This is a genomic window from Micromonospora sp. NPDC023633, assembly GCF_040640035.1.
Lineage (GTDB): Bacteria > Actinomycetota > Actinomycetes > Mycobacteriales > Micromonosporaceae > Micromonospora.
The window spans coordinates 1-24,898 of sequence record NZ_JBFABB010000079.1 but is presented as its reverse complement, the minus strand read 5'-3'; the positions used below and the strand labels follow the sequence as shown (position 1 = coordinate 24,898).

The 24,898-nt window shown below is 72.5% G+C and carries 24 protein-coding genes; 16 read left to right on the top strand and 8 right to left on the bottom strand.

Annotated elements, in window-relative coordinates; translation table 11 throughout:
• Both AB0G13_RS22870 and AB0G13_RS22865 read left to right on the top strand, forming a co-directional pair.
• Complete coding sequence (locus tag AB0G13_RS22870) at positions 1-1,155, top strand: asparagine synthase-related protein (RefSeq protein WP_357877528.1); 1,155 nt, start codon at positions 1-3, stop codon at positions 1,153-1,155.
• Complete coding sequence (locus tag AB0G13_RS22865; RefSeq protein ID WP_357877525.1) at positions 1,152-1,433, top strand: PqqD family protein; 282 nt, start codon at positions 1,152-1,154, stop codon at positions 1,431-1,433. The genes AB0G13_RS22870 and AB0G13_RS22865 overlap by 4 nt, the downstream gene beginning before the upstream one ends.
• 184 nt (positions 1,434-1,617) lie before the next feature.
• Here AB0G13_RS22865 and AB0G13_RS22860 read toward each other — a convergent pair whose 3' ends face one another.
• The 3 genes from AB0G13_RS22860 to AB0G13_RS22850 all read right to left on the bottom strand — a co-directional run bounded on the left by AB0G13_RS22860 (position 1,618) and on the right by AB0G13_RS22850 (position 6,366).
• Positions 1,618-2,457 carry a hypothetical protein gene (locus tag AB0G13_RS22860; protein ID WP_357877522.1) on the bottom strand — a complete coding sequence of 280 codons (840 nt, stop codon included), beginning with the start codon at positions 2,455-2,457 and terminating at the stop codon, positions 1,618-1,620.
• Positions 2,458-2,559: 102 nt separating this feature from the next.
• Positions 2,560-5,100, bottom strand: a complete 2,541-nt coding sequence (locus tag AB0G13_RS22855) for a fibronectin type III domain-containing protein (RefSeq protein ID WP_357877519.1) — start codon at positions 5,098-5,100, stop codon at positions 2,560-2,562.
• 672 nt (positions 5,101-5,772) lie between these two features.
• On the bottom strand, positions 5,773-6,366 hold the full coding sequence (locus AB0G13_RS22850) for a hypothetical protein (protein ID WP_357877516.1): 594 nt from the start codon (positions 6,364-6,366) through the stop codon (positions 5,773-5,775).
• 462 nt (positions 6,367-6,828) lie between these two features.
• Between AB0G13_RS22850 and AB0G13_RS22845 the strand changes: the two genes are divergently transcribed.
• Both AB0G13_RS22845 and AB0G13_RS22840 read left to right on the top strand, forming a co-directional pair.
• Positions 6,829-7,602, top strand: coding sequence for a prolyl oligopeptidase family serine peptidase (locus AB0G13_RS22845; protein ID WP_357877513.1), 774 nt, complete (start codon positions 6,829-6,831; stop codon positions 7,600-7,602).
• Positions 7,603-7,680: 78 nt separating this feature from the next.
• Positions 7,681-8,289, top strand: coding sequence for a DinB family protein (locus tag AB0G13_RS22840; RefSeq protein ID WP_357877510.1), 609 nt, complete (start codon positions 7,681-7,683; stop codon positions 8,287-8,289).
• 87 nt (positions 8,290-8,376) lie between these two features.
• Here AB0G13_RS22840 and AB0G13_RS22835 read toward each other — a convergent pair whose 3' ends face one another.
• Entirely contained in the window at positions 8,377-8,817 is a 441-nt protein-coding gene (locus AB0G13_RS22835) for a DUF4259 domain-containing protein (RefSeq protein WP_357877507.1), read from the bottom strand.
• A 284-nt stretch (positions 8,818-9,101) separates the two neighbouring features.
• Here AB0G13_RS22835 and AB0G13_RS22830 point away from each other — a divergent pair, with 284 nt between their 5' ends.
• From AB0G13_RS22830 to AB0G13_RS22815, 4 genes are all read left to right on the top strand, one after another.
• Positions 9,102-9,956: an alpha/beta hydrolase gene (locus AB0G13_RS22830; RefSeq protein ID WP_357877504.1), complete on the top strand. Its 855-nt coding sequence runs from the start codon at positions 9,102-9,104 to the stop codon at positions 9,954-9,956.
• Between the two features lie 678 nt (positions 9,957-10,634).
• Positions 10,635-11,417: a hypothetical protein gene (locus AB0G13_RS22825; RefSeq protein WP_357877501.1), complete on the top strand. Its 783-nt coding sequence runs from the start codon at positions 10,635-10,637 to the stop codon at positions 11,415-11,417.
• Positions 11,418-11,702: 285 nt separating this feature from the next.
• Positions 11,703-12,215 carry a hypothetical protein gene (locus tag AB0G13_RS22820; RefSeq protein ID WP_357877498.1) on the top strand — a complete coding sequence of 171 codons (513 nt, stop codon included), beginning with the start codon at positions 11,703-11,705 and terminating at the stop codon, positions 12,213-12,215.
• Between the two features lie 2 nt (positions 12,216-12,217).
• Positions 12,218-12,382, top strand: a complete 165-nt coding sequence (locus tag AB0G13_RS22815) for a hypothetical protein (RefSeq protein ID WP_357877495.1) — start codon at positions 12,218-12,220, stop codon at positions 12,380-12,382.
• A 66-nt stretch (positions 12,383-12,448) separates the two neighbouring features.
• On the opposite strand, the gene AB0G13_RS22810 is transcribed toward AB0G13_RS22815, so the two are convergent.
• The 3 genes from AB0G13_RS22810 to AB0G13_RS22800 form a co-directional block, all read right to left on the bottom strand.
• Complete coding sequence (locus tag AB0G13_RS22810; RefSeq protein WP_357877492.1) at positions 12,449-13,675, bottom strand: MalY/PatB family protein; 1,227 nt, start codon at positions 13,673-13,675, stop codon at positions 12,449-12,451.
• Between the two features lie 117 nt (positions 13,676-13,792).
• On the bottom strand, positions 13,793-14,773 hold the full coding sequence (locus tag AB0G13_RS22805) for a DUF2804 domain-containing protein (RefSeq protein ID WP_357877489.1): 981 nt from the start codon (positions 14,771-14,773) through the stop codon (positions 13,793-13,795).
• 96 nt (positions 14,774-14,869) lie between these two features.
• Positions 14,870-15,736 carry an amidohydrolase family protein gene (locus AB0G13_RS22800; RefSeq protein ID WP_357877486.1) on the bottom strand — a complete coding sequence of 289 codons (867 nt, stop codon included), beginning with the start codon at positions 15,734-15,736 and terminating at the stop codon, positions 14,870-14,872.
• A 102-nt stretch (positions 15,737-15,838) separates the two neighbouring features.
• Between AB0G13_RS22800 and AB0G13_RS22795 the strand changes: the two genes are divergently transcribed.
• The 6 genes from AB0G13_RS22795 to AB0G13_RS22770 are packed head-to-tail and all read left to right on the top strand — an operon-like array spanning position 15,839 to position 21,683.
• On the top strand, positions 15,839-17,062 hold the full coding sequence (locus tag AB0G13_RS22795; RefSeq protein ID WP_357877483.1) for a M20 family metallopeptidase: 1,224 nt from the start codon (positions 15,839-15,841) through the stop codon (positions 17,060-17,062).
• Positions 17,059-18,090, top strand: a complete 1,032-nt coding sequence (locus AB0G13_RS22790; RefSeq protein WP_357877481.1) for a Gfo/Idh/MocA family oxidoreductase — start codon at positions 17,059-17,061, stop codon at positions 18,088-18,090. The genes AB0G13_RS22795 and AB0G13_RS22790 overlap by 4 nt, the downstream gene beginning before the upstream one ends.
• Complete coding sequence (locus AB0G13_RS22785; protein WP_357877478.1) at positions 18,077-19,375, top strand: ABC transporter substrate-binding protein; 1,299 nt, start codon at positions 18,077-18,079, stop codon at positions 19,373-19,375. The genes AB0G13_RS22790 and AB0G13_RS22785 overlap by 14 nt, the downstream gene beginning before the upstream one ends.
• Before the next feature lie 54 nt (positions 19,376-19,429).
• Positions 19,430-20,389: a sugar ABC transporter permease gene (locus tag AB0G13_RS22780; protein WP_357877475.1), complete on the top strand. Its 960-nt coding sequence runs from the start codon at positions 19,430-19,432 to the stop codon at positions 20,387-20,389.
• Positions 20,386-21,219, top strand: a complete 834-nt coding sequence (locus AB0G13_RS22775; RefSeq protein ID WP_357877472.1) for a carbohydrate ABC transporter permease — start codon at positions 20,386-20,388, stop codon at positions 21,217-21,219. The genes AB0G13_RS22780 and AB0G13_RS22775 overlap by 4 nt, the downstream gene beginning before the upstream one ends.
• Entirely contained in the window at positions 21,216-21,683 is a 468-nt protein-coding gene (locus AB0G13_RS22770) for an L-rhamnose mutarotase (protein ID WP_357877469.1), read from the top strand. Before AB0G13_RS22775 ends, AB0G13_RS22770 begins: the two co-directional genes overlap by 4 nt.
• A gap of 62 nt (positions 21,684-21,745) precedes the next feature.
• Here AB0G13_RS22770 and AB0G13_RS22765 read toward each other — a convergent pair whose 3' ends face one another.
• Entirely contained in the window at positions 21,746-22,876 is a 1,131-nt protein-coding gene (locus AB0G13_RS22765; protein WP_357877466.1) for a mandelate racemase/muconate lactonizing enzyme family protein, read from the bottom strand.
• A 131-nt stretch (positions 22,877-23,007) separates the two neighbouring features.
• Between AB0G13_RS22765 and AB0G13_RS22760 the strand changes: the two genes are divergently transcribed.
• Both AB0G13_RS22760 and AB0G13_RS22755 read left to right on the top strand, forming a co-directional pair.
• A complete protein-coding gene (locus tag AB0G13_RS22760; RefSeq protein ID WP_357877464.1) occupies positions 23,008-23,943 on the top strand; it encodes a thiamine pyrophosphate-dependent dehydrogenase E1 component subunit alpha in 936 nt (311 codons plus the stop codon).
• A partial coding sequence (locus tag AB0G13_RS22755; protein ID WP_357877462.1) for a transketolase C-terminal domain-containing protein occupies positions 23,936-24,898 on the top strand: 963 nt, incomplete at its 3' end. The genes AB0G13_RS22760 and AB0G13_RS22755, both read left to right, overlap by 8 nt.

Here is a 24,898-nt window from a genome sequence, read left to right as displayed (position 1 = left end):
GTGACCGTGCGCTGGCCCACCCCGTACGACCTGGCGACCGGCCTCGTCACCGGCGTGGCACCGCCCGACGCCGCCCAGGAGGGACCGCTGTGCGTCGTGCCCACCCTGCTCTCCCCGCTGGCCGCGCTGGAGGCTGCGGTGCTCCCGGCGCTGCGGCGGCCACCGTGCCTGGTCAGCTTCTCCGGCGGGCTCGACTCGTCGGTGGTGCTCGCCGTCGCCGTCCGGGTCGCCCGCCGGGAGGGGCTGCCCGACCCGGTCCCGGTGACCTGGCGGTTCACCGGGGCGCCCCGCGCGTACGAGTCGCCGTGGCAGGACGAGATCATCCGGGTGCTGGACGTCGGTCGGGACTGGCAGATCCTCACCGCGGACGACGATCTCGATCTGGTCGGGCCGGTCGCCCGGCGATTCCTGCACCGCTTCGGCGTGCTGCACCCGTTGAACCTGCACCTGCACCTGCCGATCGTGGAGTTGGCGGCGGGTGGATCGCTGCTCACCGGCGTCGGTGGGGACCAGATCCTCGCCGGTTGGCGCCGCCCCGCCCCGGCCTCGCTGCTGGAGAGGGCCGGCCGGCTCCGCGCCGTGGTACGTCGTCGCAGGCCGGCCACCGTGGTGTTCCCGTGGCTGCGGCCTGCGGCGGCCCGGCACGTCCGTCGGGCCTTCCTCGCCGAGGAACGGGCCGAACCGGAACGGCTGGACGAGCGGGTCGCCTGGCACCTACGCCGGCGCGACCTGCGGACGTCGGTCGCCTGCTTCACCCGGGTCGCCGACGCCCACGACGTACGGCTGGTGCAGCCCCTGCTCGACTCGGTGTTCGCCGGCGCGCTCACTGGGTGGGCGGGGCACCGGCGCCGACCGACCCGCGCCGAACTGCTCGCCGGGATCGCCGCCGGGGAACTGCCCGCGTCGGTGACCGCTCCCCGGCGCAAGGCGCACTTCCTGGCCGTGTTCCTCCGCCGGCCCACCCGCGAGTTCGTCCGGCACTGGGACGGCCACGGCATCGACGAGGACGTGGTCGACGCGGCCGCCCTGCGGAAGGTCTGGTCGCGTTGGCCGATCCCGGAGTGCACGGCCGGCCTCGTCCAGGATCTCTGGTTGAGGCAGAACCCGCCGGCGTCGTCTCCATGGCCGACGCCCCGCATGGAGGTGTCACCGTGAACACTGCACAGCCCACCGTCTACCGCATCGCCGAGCAGCGCACCGCCTGGCGGCAGGCCGGCGAGGACATCGTCGTGCTGGACACCCGGCAGTCCGTCTACTTCGGGCTGGACCCGGTCGGTGCGTTGCTGTGGCGCCGGCTGGTGGACGGCGCCACCGCCGCAGAGTTGACCGAGGCGCTGGCGTCGACGGCCGATGCCGAGTGGGATCGCGTCGCCGACGACGTGACGCGTTTCCTGGCCGACCTCGACCGTTACGGTCTGGTCGAACGGTCCTGAGCGGTCGCCGGCAGCCAGCCGGCGGACGGGTCCCGACGTAGCAACTCGGTCATCGCGCCGTACGGATCGGGGTCACCGTCCAGCCACGCGTGCGCGTGGAACCCGGTGCGTACCAGTGCGACCAGTCGTCGTCGCGGGCCCCGGGCATCTCCGGCCGGTAGCCCAGGTCGTCGGGTGAATGCGCTCATCGCCGCACCACCTCGCGTGCGGAGGCGGGTGTCGCTTCGAGCAGCGCGCAGACCTGGTCGAGGCTGCCCCAGTCGCGGGGACGGGTGAGGTCCCACGCGGGCAGGGCGGCCAGGGCGAGCAGGACGGCCGGGTCGGTCGGCAACTGGTGCCAGGAGCGCCAGGCTGCCAGCCGGGCCAGCAGTGTGGTGGCCGGCACGGGGGTCGCCTCGACCGCGTCGCCCCAGTGGAGGAAGAACCAGCCGCCCAGGGACGTCCGGTGTCCGATGGGCGGCAGGTGTACGCGGGTGCGGGTGTGGGCCCGCGCCGGGCCGCTGGGCAGGAAAACTCCGGGCACCGGCTCCCGCAGGTCGATGCAGCGGGGCCCGGCGAAGACGTCGGTGCCGTCCAGGACCAGGACGTCGTCGGCGACCACCGGTACGCCCCGGGCGGCCAGCGCCGCGAGCAGACTGCTCTTGCCGGCGGTGCGCGGCCCGGTGACCGCCCACGCACGACCGTTTCGGACGAATCCGCCGGCGTGGAAGGTCTCCCGACCGGCCCAGCGGTTGAAGGTGGTCGCCACCGGAGCCAGGTACGGGTGGGCGAGCAGGTCGGGGGTGAGGGGTGGGCCGTGGAAGACGGCGGTGCGTCGTTCCCGGTCGACGGCGAGGTGCCGCCCGTCGGCGAGCAGCCGCACGCCGTGCCGGTGGTCGAGCGGGTGGGGTGCGGGCCGTGGCGAGTCGGCGTCCTGGTGGACCTCCACCTCGGGCAACGGGTCGGTCCCGGGCGGCATCAGCTCGGTGACGCCGGCCAGGCCGTGGACCCGCAGTCCGTAGGCGAAGCGTGCGGTTGGCCGCATTCTGCGTTCTCCCGGAGCGTGCTGGGGTGTCTCGGTGGATTAACGACGGGCAGGGGTGCGGGTGGCGCTCCGCGGAGCGCCACCCGCACCGGTGGGCGTCGGTCAGCGCAGCGTGCCGGTGACCAGTTGTCCCTTGCGGAAGTCGCCCGAGTTCGGGCCGGCCTTCTTGAGCTTGCTGCGTGTGGTGGCGGCGGACGCCTTGCTGGCCGCCACGTTCGCGCCACCAAGGGCGTCGATGTCCCAGCCGACCCAGTACCGACCGGGGGTGTCCACGGCGAAGGTGAGCGAGATGTTGATCGCATCCCCGCTGCCGAGGCCACCCAGACTGAGCGGGATGGTCAGGGTGGTGGACAGGCCGCCCCCGGGTGGGCTGGTCGCCGGGGCGTCCATTCGCAGGTTGTACACCGTCGCGGTCTGTCCGTTGCTCAGCGTGACGGCGCTGGTCGTTGTGGTCGGGTTGATCAGTCGCAGGTTGCCGTGCGGTGGCGGCGGCTCCGGGTCACCCGGCTTCGGTGCGCCGTTGGCCTGGCTCAGCGCGGTGATCCGCAGGCGGGCCTGCGTGATCGGCTGGGTGGACCGGTTGGTGAGCGTCCGGCGCAGCACCAGCCGGTTGCCGACCACCTCGCGGTTGGGCACCGCCGAGGCGGCGACGCCGGGGTCCAGCAGGGTGGTCTGCACGCTGCCGTTCTGTTGGAAGGTGCCGAGGCTGTTCTGCGGCGACGGGCTGCCGAGCATCGAGGGCACCCCGTTGACCGGGCCGAGGATGGTCGACACCAACCTGAAGTCGCGCCTGGTGTCGCCGGTGTTCACCGGCTGTCCGTTGCTGCGGAGCCGCACCCACGCGAAGACGACGAACGGCGGGCCGGCGAAGGCCGGCAGCGGGTTGCCCTCGAAGAAGCCGGGCGACGAGCCGGCCGCGTCGACGACGCTGCCCGGCACGTCGGGTGCGACCACCCGCAGGCCGCCGCCGGGCCCGAGGCTCGGTACGACCAGGTCGGGCACGATGTCGGTCAGGGAGTAGTCGGCGGCCGCTACCAGGTAGCCGCGACGTGGCGGGACGGGCCGCGCGCTCTGCGGGATGGTGATCGTCGGGCCGCCCGCGGTTTCGATCTTGAATCCGGCGATCGGCATGTTGAGCGCCGTCGTGTTGAGCACGGAGACGAACTGGTCTGCGGCGCCGGCGATCCCGGACTGGGCGAACTGGTCGATGAGCACCTGTCCCGGGGCGGCGCGGACATCGATGGTGACGGTGTTGGAGTTGGCGACCGACTTGGTGTTGCGGCCGTCGTACTGGACGCGGAAGGTGTTGAGGCCGAACGCCGGCATCTGCGCCTGGAACTCCGCCGCGTTGAACGTCACCGGGAAGGTGCCCAGCGGTTCGTCGGTGCCGTTGGGCAACAGGTCGATCAGCGTCACCGTGCCCTCGGCCACGCCCGGGCCGACCGCCACGTTGAAGGTCACCGCTGAGCCGAAGGTGGTCTGGGTGGCGTCGGCGGTCAGCGTCACGACACTTTCCGGTTGGATGACGATCCGGAAGTCCTGGGTGTCGCTGAGCCCGAACGCGTCGGTGACCCGGACGGTGAACGGGTAGGCGTTGGCGACCGTCGGCAGGCCGGCGAGCAGCCCGGTGACCGGGTCGAGGGTGACCCCCGGAGGCAGCGAGCCGCCGGCCAACGACCAACTGAACGGCGCGGTCCCGCCGTAGACGGTGAACTGGTCGGAGTAGTACGCGTTGACCTCGCCGAGCGGTGGCGCCGGGTTCCGCAGGTCGGGCGCCTGGTTGACCTGGAGCACGATCCGTCGGGAGCCGTAGTTGCCGGCCGAGTCGATGACCCGGACCACCAGCGGGTACGTGCCGGCGGTGGTCGGCACGCCGGAGAGGGTGCCGTCGTTGGGCCGGATGGTCATCCCCGGCGGGAGGCTGCCGGACTGGACGGACCACACGAACGGCGGCACGCCGCGGGTCACGTCCAGGGGGGTGACGTAGGCGACGCCCACCGCGGCCGGTGGCGGGGTGGGGAAGGCCAGGGTGGGGGACACGTTGGTGGTCACCGCCGGCGACAGCGCCGACGCGGGCCCGGTTCCCTCGATGGTCCGGGCGGCCACGGTGAACCGGTAGGTGACCCCGGAGGTCAGGCCGGTGACGACGCCGGTGGTCGCCGGGCCCAGGGTCTGGCTCGCCTGGGGAACGGCGCCGATGTAGGGGGTGACCACCCAGTTGGTGACCGGCGAGCCGCCGTCGGGGCCCGGGGTCCAGCTCAGCGTGGCGGCCACGCTGTTGGCGAAGACCGCGACGACGGTGGGTGCCGACGGCAGGGCCAGGATGCCGGCCCGCGCGGACCGTGGGCTGGCGGGCCCCACGCCGGCCGCGTTCTTCGCGGCCACCGTGAAGGTGTACGTCCCGCCGGCGCGCAGGCCGGTGACCTTCCGGGTGGTCTTCGACGCGTCGAAGACCACCCGCTTCTGGGCCTTGCCGTTGTGGTACGGCGTCACCACGTACCCGGTGATCCTGCTGCCCCGGTCGGCGGGCGCCTTCCAGGTGACCACCGCGAGGCTGCCCTTGCGGGCGGCCCTGGGCGCCGCCGGCGCGGCCGGCTTCACCGGTTGCGGTGCCGGCTCGGTGACCCTCGTGGATGCCGTCACCAGTTGCATGTTCGCAAGCGACGGGAGGGCCGTCCGGACGGCGACCGGATCCCGGGCTGCGGCCGGATCCCGGGCTGCGGCCGGGGCGACCGCCGCGACGGACAGCGCCAGGGTGGATGCGACCGCCAGGGCGGCCAACACACGGACACGGTGCGGAATTGACATGGGTGCTCCTAGCTGGGCACCGACCGTCGAGGCGGCGGTGCTCTTCGTCGACGCGGATGTGGACGGTGGCGCGAGGAGAGTCACCCGACCGGTGGTCACCCCATTGTCCTGCCGGTCGCGTCCCGCACCTGAAGGCGGCGGCCGGACACTCGCCGAACGCGACACTTACTCGGAAAACGTCCTTTTCCGCCCATATCTCTATAGCACGTTAGCCGATTATCGGTGCAGATCTGTCACTGGGACGACAGCCTGTTTTCGCAGATGGGAGGGGTTGCCGCCCGCCCCGCGCGTCGGCTCGGCGGGGTGCCGGAGCGCGGGATCTTGGTCATCGGGTGGAGTCCGCCCGGTCGCCCGCGAGGGCCAGCGACACGCGTACGCAGCGGTAGCGGATCGCCAGCCCCATGCAAGCCACCGTTCCGCTGGGCGACCGGTTCGGTGTCCGCCGCGCGGTGCCGACCTGAGCCGGCCCGGGTGCTTCCGAGACCGGGGCCCACTGATTCGCGTCGCTCAGCCGACCGATCCCGTTGTCGCGTGTGGCCGTACCGCCGGTTCGAGCAGCGACAGCGTCCGCTGCTGCGCATCGAGGCCGACGCGGATGCCGACCGGCATCGGCAGGTTCGGGCCGGCGTGTCCGAACTCGACGTTGCCCAGGACCGGGATGTCACGGTCGCCGAGGACGTCGAGGACTATCTCGGGCAGGGTCGGGGACGCGTCGGGCGTCCCGAGCCCGTCGATCGCGTATGGGACGCCCACGACCATGCCGGAGATCCGATCGAGGATGCCGCAGTGCCGCAGCACCTGCAGATAGCTCCACACGTACGACGCTTGGCCGCCCATTTCCTCCCAGAACAGCACCGCGCCGTCGAACCACTCGAGCGGCAGCGCGTAAGGCGTCGCCTGCGCCAGCACAATGCGATTGATCACCTCGCCGATCAGCCGGCCTTCGGCACGACCGGCACGCCAGCACTCCCACGACGGGGTGGCAGGCAGCGCACCGATCGCCTCCGTACCGGTCAGCAACGTCGAGTAGAGCCTTTCAAGTTCCGCTCGGCGCGCTGCGGACGCAACCTGCCATGCCCCGCCGAGTCCAGGCGTGGCCAAGTCGGCATGGAACCCGACGAGACCCGTGCGTGCATAGAGCACCAGATGCAGCAGCGAGATGTCGGGTCGGCCTTCTTGGGTTTTTGGGGACCACTGCGGTCAAGTGCATCGCCTCCCGCTCGCCCCCTCCTCCCGGTACGTGCGCCGTCTGGTAGCGCTCCTTGGCCGCTGGTCAAGTTTCAAGGGTCCAGCCGGGACACCTGCGAATCGTCCGCTCTCGGGTCAGGCGGCCCGCAATGCAGGCCGTGCGCGCCCGCGCTCAGGCTGCCGGCGACCTCCGGCGCGGCGGTACCGCAGCAGCACCACCAGCGAGGCGGCGAGACGGACGACAGCACGCGACCCTGCGGCGACTGAACCAGCCCACTTCGTCGCGGCATGGTCAGCCGCTCCCGATTTCGGTTGGCCGATCCGGGCGGCCGTGCGAACGTACGGGATCACGGAGGCCGCACCGGTGGAGGGAACATGGAGACGGCTGCGTTCGACTATGACCGCGACGCCCCACTCGACGTCGAACGCCACGGTCAGGTGGTGACCGGGGACCTCACCATCAGCGAGCTCACCTACGACCACGGCGCCGGTGGCCGCGCCCGCGCCACCCTCATCGTCCCGGCCAGGCCGAGCGGCACCGGCGTGATCCTCGCCCACGGCGGTACCGACGACGGTCGGCATTTCTTCGTCGACGAGGCCACCAGCATGGCCGAGCGTGGCATGACCACGCTGCTGACGGCCTACCGCCTGCCGCCACACGGCGACCAGCGGGCCACGGCCGACGCCGTGCGGACCGCGGTGCTGACCCAGCTCCGCGGCCTCGACCTGCTGACCGCGTGGGCCGACCGGCTCTGCTACTTCGGGCACAGCGCCGGCGCGTACCTGGGTGCCATCCTCAGTGCGGTGGAGCCGCGCCTCTTCGCGCTGGCCCTCGCGTCCTACGGCTCCGGCACCCTCCAGCGCCTCGCCGCCGCCAGCCTGCCGCAGAACGATCCGGCAGCCGACGCCTACGTGGAGTTCCTGCACCGCTACGAGCCGGCGTCCTACGTCGCGGTGCCGGGCGCCCGGCGGCTGCTGTTCCAGCACGGCAGCGACGACGAGGTCGTCTACGTGTCGGAGGGGCTGCGATTGTTTCACGCGGCCGCCGAACTCAAGGAGTGGCGCGAATACCCCTGCGGACACGACACCTCGACGCCGCCGCAGGCCAGGGCCGACCGCCTGCGGCTCTTCGCCGCCACCCCGCAATAGATTCGGTGTACGGCGGTGTCCGGAGCGCGCATGGATGAAGGTCCTGCGGGCTGACGGCCTATGGCAGGATCGTGCCTCATGATCGATGAATTCGCGAAAGAGTACCTGCATGACGATCTGCGAGATGTTCGCGAGGTGATGCTGTGGAAACTCGACGGGCTTTCCGAGTACGACATCCGCCGTCCCCTGACCTCGACCGGAACCAACCTCCTCGGCCTGGTCACACACCTGTCGATGATAGAGGCCAGGTACTTCGGCGAGGTCTTCGACCGGCCATTCCCCGAACCCCTGCCGCGGTGGGACGACGCCGATGCGAACGACGCCGCGATGTGGGCGTCCGAGCACGAGACGCGCGAAGAGATCAGCGGCCGGTACCGTCGCGTGTGCGAGTACGCGGACGCGACGATCACCGCCCTGGCGATCGACTCTCCCGGTCACGTGCCCTGGTGGCCGCGCCCCAACGTGATGCTGTTCAACATCCTGGTGCACGTCCTCACCGAGACCAGCCGGCACGCCGGTCACGCCGATATCCTGCGCGAGCAGCTCGACGGCCTGACTGGAACGACAGCCAGGTACGCGGACGCCCAGCCCGATGTGGCCTTCTGGGAGGCGCGGCGCGCGAAGATCGAGAAGGCAGCCAAAGCAGCCGCCGCCAGGGCCGATCATGCGTCAGGGCGACCGTACTGACCCGCGCCGCTTGGTCAGTATCTTGATTATCCGCAGTCTTCGACCACACCCTGCCCGCAGCCCTCGCCCGCCGTCGCGTTGTGCCAGCTAGAGCAGCGCGATTTGGCCTGGCAGTTCGGATGGACCGGACAGCACCGTACGGAGCTTGTTGATCTGCGGGAAATTACTGAATCCCGCCTCGCCCCATTGGTCCCGCCACTCCGAGTCGCCGCTGAAAACCCGGTCGAGTGCGTCGAGTGCCAGCTGGGGCAGGTCGTCGTCCAGGTCAAGGCAATCGCCAGCAAGCAGGAAGTCCGGTGCGTACGGCGAGGTTATCGGGTCTCCGCCGGGTATCTGAGACGCCACGATCGCTGCCGCAGCGATGGCCGAGACGGCATCGTCATGGCCGAGGTATCCGGTGTTGAGTGCCGCCGTCGTCAGGGCAGCACGAACCATTGCCTTTCGTGCGGCCGGATCGGCATCGTGGAGGTCACCGCACCAGTCGGCGGCGCTGTCGTTGTCGAACGGACCGTCATCCCAGGTGCCCATGTGCTCCTTCACTTCGCGGTGAGCGGATCATGAAGTTGAACGGGGGTGGTCGCAAGGGCGCGAGCCGCTTGGCGGTACCGCCATCCGTGCAGCCAAGCCAGCCCGACAGGCGTAGCTGACGAGCGACCGGCAAATGATAAGCCGAGCAGCAGTACGATCACCGACTCCGGCCGACAGCAGTCCTGATCCTTGCCGGATCCCTGAGTCGGCGCTGGTGTCGCGGCGGCGGGCGGCGTTGCGCGCGTAGCGTGTGCCGCAGCCGCGCAGTGTCCTGGAGGTTGACGATGCATTCGACGGCCCACTCGTTCCGCACGCCCGACGGCGTGACGCTCGGGGTCGAGCACTTCGGCGATCCGGCGGCGCCGCTCGTGCTGCTGGCGGGTGGCACGACCATGCTCTCCTGGCCCGACGTGCTCTGTGAGGCGCTGGCTCGCGGCGGACGTTACGTCGTGCGCTACGACCTGCGCGACTCCGGCGCGTCGACGACCGTCGACCCCGAGGCGCCGGCGTACACGCTGCGCGACCTCGCCGCCGACGCCGCCGCGCTCGCCCGCGGCCTCGACCACCGGCCGGCGCACCTGGCGGGCATCGGCGTCGGCGGGATGGTCGCCCAGGTCGCCGCGCTCGACCACCCGGAGGCGTTCTCCGCACTCACCCTCGTCGGGACGCGGCCCGTCGCACCGGGCCCGGTCGACGACGACCTGCCCGACCACGACGCGGCGACGCTGGGCCGGCGGTTCGCGCTCCCGATGCCTGATTGGTCCGACCGCGCCGCCGTGGCGGAGTTCGCCACCGCCGGCGCAGCGATCCTCGGCAACGACCCCGCCGCGGCGCGCGCGACCGCCGAACGCATCTTCGACCGTACGCCGGGCACGGAGCCCGCGGTCCAGATGGCCAACCAACTGGGCATGGTGTTCTCCAGGCTCGACTGTGAGCCGCGCTGGCGCGAGCGCCTGCCCGGACTCGCGATACCGACGCTCGTGGTGCACGGTCGTCGCGACCCGTTCTTCCCGGTCGGCAACGGCGAGGCGCTCGCGCGCGAGATCCCTGGCGCGCGGCTGCTCGTGCTCGCACAGGCCGCGACCGCGATCCCCGACGCGGCCGCCGATGAGGTCGCCGCGGCGATGCTCGCGCTGTAGACGTCATCACGCAGGGTGCGGGGCGGCGCGCCCCTGATCCTCGCTGCGGACGCGGGGATCAGGACGGGCGGTCCTCTTACCGGGATCCATTCACGAGCGTAGGAAGAAGATCACGCTCCACCACCATCGTCGGCCCCTGCGTCCGACGACCGTCCAGTGTCGGAGGACACTACTTCACCGTGCCGGACCGGACCAGCCCGACCGGCAAGCGGGTGCGGTTCGCGGCCTCCGCGATGCCCGCCAACGCGCAGGGGAACCCGATCGACCCGACGGAATGGAACCGGCAGGACGGGTTCAGGGCCCTTCGACGGCAGGTGGCAGCACTACTGCCAGAGCACGACGCAGGCCGCCGGAACGCAGCGGGTCAAGCTCATGGACCGCCCGGCGCCGGCCGGGCCAGCCGCGCCGGGGCTGAGGCGTCTGGCCGTGGTACCGGCTGCCACGGCGCCGCCGTCGAGGTCCCCGGCCGCCCAGGTGGTGGTGTCGATCACCCCTGGGCGGCCGACCCCGGCCCGGCCGGTTCACGGCGCGGCCCGTGACATGATGGCGCCCATGGGGAAACAGCAGGACGTCGGCGGACCCGACCGTCACAGTGGGTCAGGCGCCGCCGCGGACGGTGCGACGGGTGACGGCGTCGATGCGCGGCTCGCCGCCGCGCAGGACCCCGCAACGTCACAGATGACCCTCATCGACCTGGCGTCCGATCCGTCGGCCGTGGTCCGTAAGGCGGTCGCGACGCGCACCGACGCGCCCGCGCAGGCGCTGCGGCCGCTGGCCCGGGACCACGATCGTCAGGTCCGGGAGGCCGTGGCGAGGAACCCCTCGACCTCGGTCGGCAATCTTCTGCTGCTCGTCAAGGACGCCGACCGGTGGGTCCGCTGGGCGGTCGCCGGCAACCCGGCCTGCAACGAGTCGGTACGCCGGGTGATGGCGGAGGCTCCCGACAAGGAGCTTCGCGGTCTCCTCGCGGAGACGCGCGAGCTGGAGCCCGAGCTGGCCGCGCGGCTGGTCGACGACGTCTCACCCGAGGTGCGGGAACGGCTCGCCACCCACACCCACGACCCCGACGCGATCACCGCCCTGATGGCCGATCGCACGGCGCGCGTACGCAAGGGGCTCGCTCGCAACCCGCGGACCACCGCCGCCCAGCGCAGCGCACTCGCCCAGGATCCCGTGGCGGACGTCCGCGCCGCGCTGGTGCTCGCGGTCGAGCTCGACGACGTGGATCTGCGACGCCTGGTCGACGACCGCTCGGTGCAGGTGCGGATGGCGGTGGCGACGTCGGAGCTGGTTCCGCCGCACATCCGGCAGGCGCTTTTCAGCGATCCCGACGAGATGGTTGCCGGCGCGGCGCGGGACTTCCGCCCCGGGGCGGGCAACGCCGCGGTGGTACGGGCTCCGCGCATCGGTCACCGGGCCTCCGGGACCGGCCGAGGCCGACCGGGCGGCGCCCGGCGCTGAGGCCGGCGGCGGAACTCACCGGTCCGCAGGTCGATCGACGACAGCGTTCGCGGCTGACGCTCCCGTTTGGCGGAGGCGCCACCGGCACCTCGCCGCCAGGTGTTTGCTGTCCACATGAGCTTCCCGTCCCACCGGCAGCGTCACCGTCGGTCATCTCGGCGCCTGGTGGCGCGACTGGACGCGGAGCGCTACATGCTGCTGATGCTGATCGGTGTCGGCGGCGCGGTCCTCGGCACCCGCGCGTTCCTGGCGCTGACCGGCTAACCGTAGGTCGGCGGCGGTACGTTGCACATCTCGCACGCCCTGTGGGGTGGCCTGTCGTTGTTCGTCGCCCCGCTCGTTCCGCTGCTTGTCGCCAACCGGGCCGCGCTGCTCTGGGCGGCGCTGCTGGCCGGGATCGGCACAGGACTCTTCATCGACGAGGTCGGCAAGTTCATCACCGCCGACAACGACTACTTCTTCCCGGCCGCCGCGCCCATCGCCTACGCGGCTTTCCTCATCGCCGTGTGGCTGTACGTGCGCGCCCGGAGCACGCGGGTCGAGGGCACGCGTGCGCAACTGCACGCCGCGCTGGAGCTGCGCGGCGAGGCCGTCGACGGGAGGCTGGGCGAACGGGACCGGGCACAACTCCGGCGACGGCTCGGCACCGCCGCCGCGAGCCCGGACGACGACCGGCTGCGGCCGCTGGCCGCGGCGCTGCTGGAGCTGACCCGGCCCGGGTGCTGCCGCCGCACGAGCTGCGTGGGGTGGCCCGCCGAGCCGTGGAGATCGCCCGGGCGGGTCTGGTTACCTCACTGAGCGTGGTGAACCTGCTGGTGTTCTACCTCGACCAGTTCGCCGCCGCCGTCAGCGCGCTCGGTCAGTTGGCGGTCCTGCTCGCGGTGCAGCACTACCAGCGGCTGTGCGACCAGCCGACGGAGCAGCCGGCGGACGCCGACCGCTCCGGCGGCGTTGACGGTGACTGAACGCGAACGCCGCGAACGCCGCGCCGAGGGCGACGTCGCCCAGGCCCATGCTGACGGCGGGCGTGCTCAGCGGACGGCGTCGCCCATGCGGGTGACGGCCTCGGTGAGGATCGCCGGCGAGGTGGCGAAGTTGAGTCGTACGAAGCCCGCCCCGCCGGTGCCGAAGACGTGCCCGGAGCTGAGGGCGACCCGCGCGTGGTCGAGGAACATCTTCGCGGGCCCGGCGACGTCGCTGACCACGCCGATGTCGTCGGCCGGCTGCGCCGTGTCGATGCCCAGCCCCGTGCAGTCCAGCCAGGCGAGGTAGGTGCCCTCGGGGCGGTGGTACGGCACGGACGGGAGGTGCTTCGCCAGCAGCGTCGCGAGCAGCGTGCGATTGCCGTCGAGACCGTCGAGGAGCCGGTCGAGCCACGGCCCGCCGGCGCGGAACGCGGCGGTGTGCGCGATGACGCCGAGGTGGCTGGGCCCGTGGCTGACCTCTTCCGGCATGCGGCGCAGGTCGGCGGCGGCCTGGGGCCCGGCGACCGCGAGCGCCGCCTTGAGGCCGGCGAGGTTCCACGCCTTCGAGGCGGAGGTCAGGGCGAACGCGTTCCCGGTGCCGGCCACCGTGAGGTACGGGGTGAAGTGGGCCCCGGGCAGCACCAGGGGGGCGTGGATCTCGTCGGAGACCACCCGCACGCCGTGCCGGTCGGCCAGTTCGGCCACGGTCTCGAGCTCCTCGCGCCGGTGCACGACGCCGGTCGGGTTGTGCGGGTTGCACAGCAGGAACGCCGGCCGGCGGCCACAGGCCCGCGCGCGGCGGAAGGCCTCGTCGAGGGCGGCGGGGTCCATGCGCCGGTCGGGTCCGAGCGGCGACTCGATCACCTGTCGGCCGGCGTTGGTGGCGAAGGCGTAGAAGGGCGGGTAGACGGGGGAGCAGACCACGACCGCGTCGCCGGGGTCGGTGACGAGCCGGAGCACCTCGACGATGCCCATCATCACGTCGGGTACGACCGTGGTGTGCGCGACGCGGAAGTCGTGCCAGCCCCAGCGCCGGGCGGCGAACTCGCCGAGCGCCTCGGCGTACGCCGTTCCGTACCCGTAACCGGTGTCGCCGAGGTCGATCGCCCGGCGCAGCGCGTCTGCCACGGGGGGAGCGAGGGGCACGTCCATCTCCGCGACCCAGAGCGGGAGCACGTCGGGCGGGTGCATGCGCCACTTCACGCTGGTGCGCCGGCGCAGTTCGGCCAGCGTGAGCAGGGTGAGCGGGTTCCGGGCCGCCGAGCCGTCGGCGGAGGGGTCAGGGCTCGCCATGCCGCCCACCCTAGGCCCGCGTCGAGGCGGCCGTCCGGCCCGGCGTACCGCTCGGGGAGCCCGTGCCGCCCACCCGGCGCCGGTGCAGGGCGGCCGTGACCGGGCGGATCCCCGGCACTACCAGCGGTTGCGCGCCTCCTCGGCCCAGCCGACCAGGCCGTCCAGGTCGACCCGCTCGCCGTCGTCGGCCGCCGCCCAGCCGGTGAAGTGCCCGAAGCACTGGTGCGTCTCGTTGGCGAGCACACCGAAGTTGGTCCGGGCGATCTTCTCGTGGAAGGGGTGGAACTCCACCGCCACCCGCTCACCGCTGATCCGCCACGGCCGCAACCAGTCGGCGCGGTCGTACTCCCAGCGCAGCTCGTCGCCGATCTTGTGCAGCCGGCCGTCGACGAAGAGGCCGTTCTCGGTCGAGCCGGTGCCGTCGGTCCACCGACCGCCGAGCTGGATCGCCCGACCCGGGCCGCTGCCGGCGGCCCAGTTCCAGCGGATCGCGTACGGCCACCGGCCGCGGCCGTGGTCGAGGACGGCGAAGGAGTCCGCCTCGGCGACGGGATGGTCCACGCCGTCGACCCGCAGAGTGCCACGCACGGGGCGGCCGAGGTCCTTGACGGTGTACTGGAACCGGCGGGTGCTCCAGGGCACCACCACGCCGAGCGACTCGTGACCGGCCGGCAGCGGCACCACGAGGTCGATCTCCAGACCGGGGGCGGTGGCGCGGATGGTGGTGCCCGACGCCGCCTGGTCGATGTCGATCGAGAGCCCACCGCCGCGCGCCCGCACCGCGCCCGCCCCGCTGACCGGCGGGAAGAGCGTGCCCCGGGCGAAGGGGACCACCGCGTTCCTGTCGATCTCGGCCTTCGTCGCGCGGTCGAGCACGTAGAGGCTGTGCACGCCCGCGTAGTCCAGCGACGAGGCGACCAGGCCGACGATGTGGGTTGGCGTGACGACGCCCCAGTACTCCCAGCGCTTGTTGCGGCCCCAGCCGCGCAGGTTCGCCCGGTGCAGCGGACGGCGGCTCCAGCCCACGGCGGCGGGATCGAGCCGCCCGCCCGGAAGGCACAGGTCGACCGGCTCGGTGATCTCGTTCTCGTGGGTCACGACGGGAGGGTATCCGGCCGGAACCGGGGGAAGGCCGCCCAGCGGCCACCGCCCGCTCTCGGACGGCCGGCACGTCGCGGGTGGCACGGGGGCGGGTCAGGGGCGGGGCGTCGGCTCTCCCCGCGTGGCGGCGGCGTGGCGGTCGAGGGCGCGCAGGAGGTTGCCGCCGAGGACGGCGTCGCGGTCATCGGCCGACAGCCCGTCGAGACCGATCGGGTCCGCCGTCTGCGCGAAGGACACGTGGTCGAGGCTGGGGGAGAAGTCGGAGCCCCAGTACAGGCGCCGTGGGCCGAAGCGGTCGAGGAGCAGGTCGACGAAGGGGCGGGCGGCATGGTGCGGGAAGGCGTGCGCCGGGCGGCTGACCGCGTACAGGCCGGAGATCTTGACCCCGACGTGGGGTAGCCGGGCCAGCCCCGCCAGGGGAGCGAGGACGGCCTGCGCCGTCTCGCGCGTGGGAACCTCGGCTCGTTCGCCGGGCAGGCCGAGGTGGCTGAACAGCACGGTGCAGCCGTCCAGCGCGGCCAGGGCCGGGCCGAGCCGCGTGGTCGCCGTGGGGGTGGCGTTGAGGCTGACCACCGCCCCGGCGCGGTTCAGCGCCGGCGCCTCGCGCGTCGCCCAGGGGGTGAACGCCTCGACGGCCGCCTCGTCCGGCAGGTACGCGGCGACGCCGACGAAGCCGGAGGCCAGCCACGTTTCGGTCCCGCCCGCTCCCGCCGGTCCGCCTGGTGGGACGTAGGCGACCGGGGCGATCCAGTCGTGCGTGGCGGCAAGGCGGGCGAGATGGTCGTTGTTGCCGGCGAAGCGCGGCTCGCCCTCGTAGCCGACCACGAGTGCCCGTTCGATGCCGTGCTCACGACGTATGCCCTGGTAGACGGCCAGTTCGTCGCCGCCGGCGGGGGAGCGGCCGTAGCGGCCGGGGTATCCGTCGGCGAACAGGTGCAGGTGGGCGTCAGCGCGTCGCATGGTCGGACCCTAACCCAAATTTCCGCAGGCCATTGACGTGACGGCACCCCTGACTTAGGTTCTTGTCTCAATTAGGTCCGTAACTGAGGGCGCGAGCAAGGGGTGAACCGCGTGACGCTGGAAGGCGACGACGTTGATGAACTGGTCCGGCTGCGGCGCCAGCTTCACCAGCACCCTGAGCTGCGGTTCACTGAGCGACAAACAGCCGCCACCCTCGTGGAGCGGTTGCGGCCACTGGGCCGGATCCGGACCGGAATAGCTGGGACCGGCCTGACGGTGGAGATCGATGGAGCTGCGCCCGGACCCGAGGTTCTCCTTCGGGCCGATATGGACGCCTATCCCGTTCAGGACGCCAAGCAGGAGCCGTACGCCTCCCGCAACCCCGGCGTCTGCCACGCCTGCGGGCACGACGTGCACATGACCGTCGCCTACGGAGTCGCCGCCCGGCTCGCCGCCGACCCGCCGGCCCGGGGCTCGGTGACCCTGCTGTTCCAGCCCGCCGAGGAGATCCCGTTCGGCGCCGACTCCGGCGCCGCCGCGGTGCTCGCCCACGAGGCGTTCCGCGACCGCCGGTTCGCCGCGGTGCTCGGCCTGCACTGCTGGCCCGACCTGGCGGCGGGTGCGCTCGGCGTCGACCGGAGCACCGCGATGGCGGCGAAGGACGCGTTCCGCGTCGAGCTGCTCGGGGTGGCCGCGCACGCCGCGACCCCGGCGCTGGGGCGCGACGCCATCCTGGGCCTCACCGCCATGGTCACCACCCTGCACGCCGCCGTGGCCCGGGCCCGCAACCCCGAGGAACTGGTCGCCTTCAACATCGGCACCATCTCCGGTGGGGCGAGCCAGAGCCAGGTCGCCGACTGCGCGGAGGCGACTGGCACCCTGCGTACCCACGACCCGGCCGTCCGGGAGCGGCTCAAGGCGGTGATCGAACGCGTCACCCGCCAGCAGGCCGCGGCGCTCGATCTCGGCGTGCGCTTCACCTGGGCCAACGAGATGCCCCCGGTGCGCAACGCCGCCGAGCTGGTCGCCCTCGCGCACGCCGAGCTGCCCGGGACCGTCGATGTCGTCGACCTGCCGGTGCCGCCCCTGACCACGGACGACTTCGCGCTGCTCGGCGCGCTCGGTCCGAGCCTCTACGTCAAGCTGGGCGTCACCGGCGAGCGCGGCGGAGCCCCGCTGCACTCCGGCGCGTTCGACGTCGACGAGCGGTGCCTGGTGACGGGGGTGGCCGCCCTGGAGCGGCTCACGCGGGCGGTCCTCGACGGTCGGCTGCGGGCCGGCGTCGCGCAGGGCGAGCCGGCGTCCGCCGGGGCGGTGGACGGATGAAAGACGGACCGCGGGTGGCGGTGATCGGCGGGGGCGCGTTCGGCGTACGGCACGTGGCCGCATACCAGGCCCTGGGTGTACGGGTCGACGCGCTGGTCGACCCCGACGCGGCCACCCGGCAACGGGTCGCCGCCCGCCACGGCATCCCGCACACCTATCCCACCGTCGCCGACCTGCTCGCCGCCGGCACGCCGGACGCCGCGTCCGTGTGCGTACCCGGCTCGGCGCACCGTGCCGTCGCCGTCGCCCTGATCGCCGCCGGGGTGCCCGTCCTGGTCGAGAAGCCCCTGGCCGCGACCGTCGCCGACGCCGCCGCCATCGTCGCCGCCGCCGAGGCGCACGGGGTGCTCTGCCAGCCGGGGCACATCCTGCGGTACAGCCCCGCCCACCGGGCGCTGCACGACGCCGTCCGCGACGGCCGGCTGGGTCAGGTGCTGGCCGTCTCCTCGCGCCGGGATCGCCCCCGCACCCTGACCCGGCTCTTCCCCGAGGAACATCCCGCCCTGCTGACCGCCGTGCACGACATCGACCTGGCGCTGTGGTACGCGCAGTCGCCGGTGGTCGAGGTGCGCGCGGCGGCCCGGACCCGACCGGGATCGGCGACGCCGGTGCTGGTCTGGGCGGAGCTTCGACACGCCAACGGCGTCGTGTCGTCGGTCCGCAACAGCTACCTCCTGCCCGAACACACGCCCAACCACACGGCCGACCTGGTCGAGGTGTACGGCACCGACGGGGTCGGCCACGTCGATCTCGGACACCCCACCCTGCTCGTGCAGGCCGAGCGGACGGAGGCGCCGGACTGGCTGCTCTCCCCGGCCGACGGCGGTGGCGCGCTCGCCGCCGAGCTGCGGCACTTCCTGCGCCGACTGGACGGCAGCGAGCCCACCCCGGTCGTTCCCCTCGCCGACGGGCTGCACGTGGTGCAGATCGCCGCCGCCGTCGCCGACAGCGCCGCCGCCGACGGCGCTCCCCGCCGAGTTCCCCCATCCCCCTCGCTGACAGGAGCTTCTGCCGATGATCCGACGTAGATTGGCCGCCGGCGTCGTCGCCGCCGGCATGGCCGCCGCCGCGTTGCTGAGCGGTTGCGGAGGCGACGACGCCTCATCCGGTCCGGTCACCCTCAAGGTGCTGACCTGGGAGCCGGGCGGCACCGAGTACTGGAAGCAGGTCAAGACCAGCTTCGAGGCCAGCCACCCGGACATCAAGCTGGACATGCAGTCGGTGCCGTTCGACAAGTACCCCGAGGTGCAGGGCCCCTACATCACCTCGCAGTCGGGCCCGGACGTGATGGCCAACAACGCCGGCCTGGAGCTGTTCGACCGGCGCGGCGCGTACGTGCCGCTGGGCGACAAGGCCGCCGAGATCAACAAGGACCTGGTCACCTACAGCGGCGCCTGCGAGGGCTTCGACACCGCCAAGCCCTGCTACGGCGTGCCCTTCTCGTACCAGGGCAACGTCCTCTACTACAACAAGAGCATCCTGACCGCCGCCGGGCTCGACCCGGAGAAGCCGCCGGCGACCTGGACCGAGTTCAGCGCCGCCTGCGACGCGGTGAAGAAGGCCGGCAAGACCTGCCTGGCCCTGGGCCTGTCGGGGACCTTCCCCGCCTACTGGGACTTCCCCGAGATCGCCCGCAGCTACCTGAGCGAGGACGACATCCGCGGCCTGCTGGTCGGCACCCTGTCGTGGAAGGACCCGAAGCTGGTCGCGGTGCTGGAGAAGCTCGCCGAGATCACCACCAAGGGTTGGGCGAACAGCAACGCGCCGTCGATCACGATGCTCCCCGACGGTGCGGACATCTTCCAGCGCGGCGACGCCGCGTTCGCCGGGACGATCATCTCCGACGCGGTGAACTGGGAGGCGTTCGGCAAGGCCCTCGGCGACGACAAGCTCGGCGTCACCCGCTGGCCGGCAGCCGAGCCCACCGCCCCGCTGGCGCAGAAGTTCTCCGGCATCGAGGGCGCCGTCTACGGCGTGACGAAGTGGAGCGAGAAGAAGGACGCCGGGCTGAAGTTCATCACCTGGCTCGCCGGCAAGGAGAACGGCGAGCTGTGGGTGAAGCACGCCAAGGGCCAGCCGCTGAACAAGAACGTCGACAAGGCGCTGCTGCCCAATTCGCCGGCCTTCCAGAAGATCCAGGAGCTGGTCGCCGAGCCGACCCTGCACGCCGGGGTGATGCTCTCCGGACCCGAGGCCGACGCGCTGGCCCGCGGCTGGCAGCAGGTGAGCCTCGGTCAGCTCACCGTCGACAAGTGGGCCGAGCAGATGCAGCAGGCGCTGGAGCGCAGCCCCACCAAGAAGCAGGGCAACTAGCCGTACGGGGCGGGGCGGCGACGCCCCGCCCCGCCAGTCGGAGAAGGAAGCCAGATGACGATCTCCACCGCGCCGGTGCCGGAGCCGGTGGCCGCCGACAAGCCGACCCGACCCGCCCGGCGGCCCCCGCGCCCCGGCCGTGCCCGCGAGTGGTGGCTGGGTGCCGTGCTGGTGCTGCCCGCGCTGGTCCTGGCCGTGACGTTCAAGGTGGTGCCCCTGATCCGGGGCGTGATCACCAGCACCGAGTCGTCGAGCGGGTTCGGTGGCAGCTCGTTCGCCGGGGCCGACAACTACACCCGCATGCTCGACGACCCGATGGTGCTCACCAGCTTCCGCAACGCCCTGCTGGTGGTGGCCACCCTGCCGGTGTGGATCGTGCTGCCGCTGGTGCTGGCGCTGCTGATCCACCAGCGGTCACCGGGCTGGAAGTTCTTCCGGGCCGTCTACTTCATCCCGTACACGATCGCCCCGATCGTCGTCGGGATCATGTTCCGGCAGATCCTCGCCCCCGACGGACCCCTGAACGCCCTGCTGCGTACGGTCGGCCTCGAACCGCTGGCGATCCAGTGGCTCAACGGTCGCTACAGCGCGCTGTTCGCGCTGGTCGCGGTCGCGCTGTGGAGCCTCTTCGGCCTGGGCGTGATGACCTACCTGGCCGGGCTGGCCACCATCCCCGAGGAGACCCTCGAGGCGGCCTACCTCGACGGCGCGGGATTCTGGCGGCGGCTGATCTCCGTGGTGGTGCCGATGCTGCGGCCCACGGTTGCGTACTGGAGCGTGCTGTGCGCCTCCGGCGTCCTGATCTGGCTCTTCCCACTGATCTACGCCCTGACGCAGGGCGGTCCGGGCGACGCCACGATGCTGCCGGAGTACCTGGTCTTCCTGACCACCTTCCAGTTCCTGGACCGGGGCTACGGCTCCGCCATCGGCATCGCGCTGTTCGTCTTCGTCGCCGTGCTCTCCGTCTTCAGCGTGCGGCACATGTTCACAGAGGGGACCAGGAAGCCGCGATGAACCAGCGCCAATTCGCCCGGGCCGGGCGCTACCTGCTCACGTTCGCGCTGGTCGTCGTCGCGGTCGCGGCGGTCTACCCGCTGCTGTTCACGGTGGTCAGCTCGCTGAAGACGCAGACGGGCTTCGCCCAGGACCCGCTGGGCCTGCCCAGCGGGATCACCCTCGACAACTACCTCGAGGCGTTCCGCCGGATGGACATGCCCCGGCTGCTGCTCAACTCGCTGATCACCACCCTGGGCGGGCTGGTGCTGTCGGTGCTCGCCGCGCTGCTGGTCGCGTACGCGGTGACGAAACTGCGCTTCCGCGGCGGCAAGGTGGTCTTCCTGCTGATCATCATCACCCTGACCATCCCCGGTCAGGCGATCATCTACCCGCTCTACCAGACCGTGCTCGACCTGGGCATGTCCGGGGAGTACCAGGGGCTGATCCTGGCGTACGCGGCGTTCGGGCTGCCGCTGGGCACCTACCAGCTGGCCGGCTACTTCCAGCAGGTGCCCGACGAGCTGATCGAGGCGGCCCGGGTCGACGGCGCGGGGCACTTCACCATCCTGTTCCGGCTGTTGGCGCCGATCGCCGCGCCGGCACTGGCGGCGCTGGCCATCTTCAACTTCGTCTGGATGTGGAACGACCTGCTGCTGCCCCTGGTCATCATGGGCGGCTCGGACAGCAAGACCCTGATGGTCGGTGTCTCCCTGCTCAGCGGCCAGTACGACGTGTCGGTGCCGCTGGTCAGCGCCGGCCTGATCGTGGCCCTGCTGCCGGTGCTGATCATCTACCTGGTCTTCCAGCGCCAGCTCGTCTCCGGCGCGCTCGCCGGCTCCGGCAAGTGAGCCCGCCGGCAGGCGGCCCCGGCCTCGCTCCCGGCGGCCCCGCTCCCGGCGGACCCGGGACCGGGGCCGCCGGCCCAGGTCCCAGTCCCGGCGGTAGCGGGCCGGCGGCCGGTCCCGGTGCCTCGGGGCCCGGGGCGCAACTATGTCACCTCTACCGGCTGCGTCCCGGCGCCGAGGGGGAGTACGAGCGCCGGCACGCCGAGATCTGGCCGGAGATGTCGGCGTTGCTGGACGAGGCCGGCGTCTACGACTACCACATCTACCGGCACGGACTGCTGCTGATCTGCGTGCTGCGGACCCGCGACGGCTACCCGCGGGCGCGCCGGGTCACCGCGGCCTCCGCCGTGCAGGCGCGGTGGACGCGATCACTGGCGCACCTGTTCGCCGAGATCGCCGACGCCGACGGCGAGCCGCTGTGGGCGCACCCGGTCTTCCACCACGCGGGTCGGCCGCCACCGGCGTGAGCGTGACGGTCCGTGCGACGGTTGCCCGGCGGGCTCGCCCGCCGGGCAACCGTCGCGTGTGCTCAGACCGCGTAGGCGACGGAGCCGTCCGCGCGCAGCGGGATGCGGTGCAGGGGGCGGCCCGTCAGGTCCAGGGGCGTGGCGTCGGTGAGGTCCAGGGTCACGCCGAGCCCGGGCTCCTCGGGCACCGGCAGGAACCCGCCCTCGCGCCGCACGCAGGCCCGCGCCGGTCCGTCGGCCAGCTGGTCGTCGAGGGGGGAGTACTCCTGCACCACGAAGTTGGGGATGGCGGTGTCCAGGTGCACCGAGGCCATCGTCAGCAGCGGGCCGAGGCAGTTGTGGCTGACCACGGCGGCGTGGTGCGCCTCGGCCAGCGCCGCGATCTTGCGGGCGTGACTGATGCCGCCGGCCAGGCCCAGGTCGGGGCGGACGTACTGGGCGCCGCCCTGGGCGAGCAGCTCCTTGAACTCCCAGATGGTGTGCAGCCGTTCCCCGTTGGCCATGGGCACGCCGAGCGCCCGGCGGGCGACGTCGGCCTGGCTGCTGACGCTGTCGATCTGGATCGGGTCCTCCACCAGCAACGGCAGGTGCCGGGCCAGCGCGGGCACGACCGCCTCCGCCTGCAACGGGGTGAGCTTGCGGTGCAGCTCGACGAGCAGGTCCACGTCGGGGCCGACGGTGTCGCGGACGGCGGCCGTGGTGGCCTCGGTGGACATGACCAGCCGGGCCAGCGACAGGTCGGCGTAGTCGGCCGGCAGCGGGTCGAACTTGACCGCGGTGAAGCCGTCGGCCACGGCCGCCGCCGCCTGCGCCGCCAGCGCCTCCGCGCCGGTGCCCGGCAGCAGCAGGTGCAGGCGGATGCGCTCGCGTACCCGGCCGCCCAGCAGTTGCCAGACCGGGACACCGAGGCGCTTGCCGAGCAGGTCCCACAGGGCGATGTCCACCGCGGCGACGGCGGCGGAGAGCACGGAACCCCGGAACGGGCCCATCCGGTAGAGGTGGTGCCAGTGGTGCTCGATGCGGCCGGGGTCGGCGCCGAGGAGATGGGGACGGAACGCCTCCACCACGGCGTGCACCGCGGCGGGGTAGCCCCAGCAGGCGGACTGCCCGACGCCGACCAGCCCGTCCGATGTGTGCAGCTGGACGAAGTGCGCGTCGCCCAGCACCACCGAGTCGACGGCGGTGATCTCCATACCTGCCCCCAAAATTAGAGACCAATAACGGCCAGAAACTTGCTACTGCACTCTTCCATAGCCTCGCAGGGCTGGTCTAGGCTTCGGAACGAACGAGCCGCAATAAGGCTCTAACTGCTACTGGGGGTGTGATGGGTCTGCCGGACGACTATCGGCTCATGGCCCGGATCCGCCGGTTCGAGGAGCGGCTGGCCGCCCTCAAGGACGACGGCGAGATCCCGGGCTCGATCCACCTGTGCAACGGCCAGGAGGCGATTCCGGTCGGCGCCTGCCGGGCGCTACGCGACGGCGACCACGTGACCGCCACCTACCGCGGCCACGGCTGGGCGGTCGCCCGGGGCGTGGACATGGTCGGGCTCTTCGCCGAGATGATGGGGCGCGACTCCGCCCTCTGCGGCGGTCGGGCCGCCTCGCCGTACCTGTCCGACCCGAGCCGCTGGTTCGTCGGGGAGAACTCCATCGTCGGCGCCGGAGTGCCGGTCGCCGCCGGCGCCGCGCTCACCGCGCAGCGCACCGGCAGCGGCGCGGTCTCGTTGGTCAGCATCGGCGACGGCGCGATGAACCAGGGCAACGTCCACGAGGCGATCAACCTCGCCGCCGTGCTGGACCTGCCGCTGGTGCTGGTCGTGGAGAACAACGTCTACTCCGAGATGTCCCGCATCGAGGACATGGTCCGCGTCCGCCAGCTCGCCGAACGCGCCGCCGGGTACGGCATCCCCGGCCGGGTAGTCGACGGCAACGACGCCGACGCCGTGGCCGAGGCCGTCACCGAGGCCGTCACCCGGGCCCGCGAGGGCTCCGGACCCTCCATCGTGGAGGCGATGACCGAACGGCTGGTCGGCCACTACAGCGGCGACGTGCAGCACTACCGGCCGGCCGGCGAGATCGCCGCCGCCCGCGGACGCGAGCCCCTGGCCCGCATCCGGCAGGCCGCCGACCCCGCGCTCGCCGCCCGGCTCGACGCCATCGACGCCGAGGTGGCCGCCGAGGTCGAGGCCGCCGTCACCGCCGCCCGCGCCGTGCCGTTCCCGGACCCGGCGACCGCCAAGGAGCACGTCCATGTCTGAGTCCCTGCGCTACATCCAGGCCGTCAACGCCGCACTCACCTGGGCCCTGGACAGCCGCGACGACACCGTCTACTTCGGCGAGGACGTCGCCCTTCCCGGCGGGCCGTTCGGCGCCACCAAGGGGCTGCACAAGCGGTTCGGCTCCGCCCGCATCTTCGACACCCCGATCTCCGAGACCGGCTTCCTCGGCATGGCCCTCGGGGCGGCGATGACCGGCCTGCGCCCGATCGCCGAGATCATGTACGCCGACTTCTCGTTCGTGGCGATGGACCAGTTCGTCAACCAGATCTCCACCGTCCACTACTCCAGCAACGGCCGGTGGAAGGCCCCGCTGGTGATCCGGATGCAGCAGGGCTACTCGCCCGGCGCCTGCGCCCAGCACTCCCACTCGCCGGAGGCGTACTTCGCGCACACCCCGGGCCTGCGGGTCGCGCTGCCGGCCACCCCCGACGACGCGTACCAGATGCTGCGCACCGCGGTGGTCAGCGACGATCCGGTGGTCGTCGCCGAGGCGCGGATGCTCTACCCGACGCGCGGGCCCGTGCGCACCGACGCCCCGGTCGAGCCCGTCGGCGGCGCCCGGGTGGTCCGGCCCGGCGGCGACGTCACCGTGGTCGCCTGGTCCCGGATGGTCGCCGCCGCCGTCGACGCGGCGGGTCAGCTGGCCGAGGAGGGCATCGAGGCCGAGGTGATCGACCTGCGCTGGCTCAACCCGCTCGACTTCGACACCGTCGCCGCCTCGGTGGCGCGCACGGGCCGTCTGGTCGTCGCCCACGAGGCGAACCTGACCGGCGGGTTCGGCGCGGAGATCGCCGCCCGGGCCGCCGCGGAGTGCTTCGCCGACCTGCGCGCCCCCGTCGCCCGGGTGGCCGCCCCGGACGTGCCGATGCCCGCCGCTCAGAAGTTGTCCGCCTTGCCCCGGCGTACGATCCGCTCGGTCGGCACCCCGACCGAG

Coding starts and splice junctions, on each gene's coding strand:
- AB0G13_RS22810 (WP_357877492.1), bottom strand. CDS start 13,675: ATGGCGAGCCCTGACCCCTCCGCCGACGGCTCGGCGGCCCGGAACCCG.
- AB0G13_RS22830 (WP_357877504.1), top strand. CDS start 9,102: ATGCATTCGACGGCCCACTCGTTCCGCACGCCCGACGGCGTGACGCTC.
- AB0G13_RS22775 (WP_357877472.1), top strand. CDS start 20,386: ATGAACCAGCGCCAATTCGCCCGGGCCGGGCGCTACCTGCTCACGTTC.
- AB0G13_RS22790 (WP_357877481.1), top strand. CDS start 17,059: ATGAAAGACGGACCGCGGGTGGCGGTGATCGGCGGGGGCGCGTTCGGC.
- AB0G13_RS22845 (WP_357877513.1), top strand. CDS start 6,829: ATGGAGACGGCTGCGTTCGACTATGACCGCGACGCCCCACTCGACGTC.
- AB0G13_RS22760 (WP_357877464.1), top strand. CDS start 23,008: ATGGGTCTGCCGGACGACTATCGGCTCATGGCCCGGATCCGCCGGTTC.
- AB0G13_RS22840 (WP_357877510.1), top strand. CDS start 7,681: ATGATCGATGAATTCGCGAAAGAGTACCTGCATGACGATCTGCGAGAT.
- AB0G13_RS22800 (WP_357877486.1), bottom strand. CDS start 15,736: ATGCGACGCGCTGACGCCCACCTGCACCTGTTCGCCGACGGATACCCC.
- AB0G13_RS22825 (WP_357877501.1), top strand. CDS start 10,635: ATGACCCTCATCGACCTGGCGTCCGATCCGTCGGCCGTGGTCCGTAAG.
- AB0G13_RS22785 (WP_357877478.1), top strand. CDS start 18,077: ATGATCCGACGTAGATTGGCCGCCGGCGTCGTCGCCGCCGGCATGGCC.
- AB0G13_RS22860 (WP_357877522.1), bottom strand. CDS start 2,457: ATGCGGCCAACCGCACGCTTCGCCTACGGACTGCGGGTCCACGGCCTG.
- AB0G13_RS22780 (WP_357877475.1), top strand. CDS start 19,430: ATGACGATCTCCACCGCGCCGGTGCCGGAGCCGGTGGCCGCCGACAAG.
- AB0G13_RS22765 (WP_357877466.1), bottom strand. CDS start 22,876: ATGGAGATCACCGCCGTCGACTCGGTGGTGCTGGGCGACGCGCACTTC.
- AB0G13_RS22835 (WP_357877507.1), bottom strand. CDS start 8,817: ATGGGCACCTGGGATGACGGTCCGTTCGACAACGACAGCGCCGCCGAC.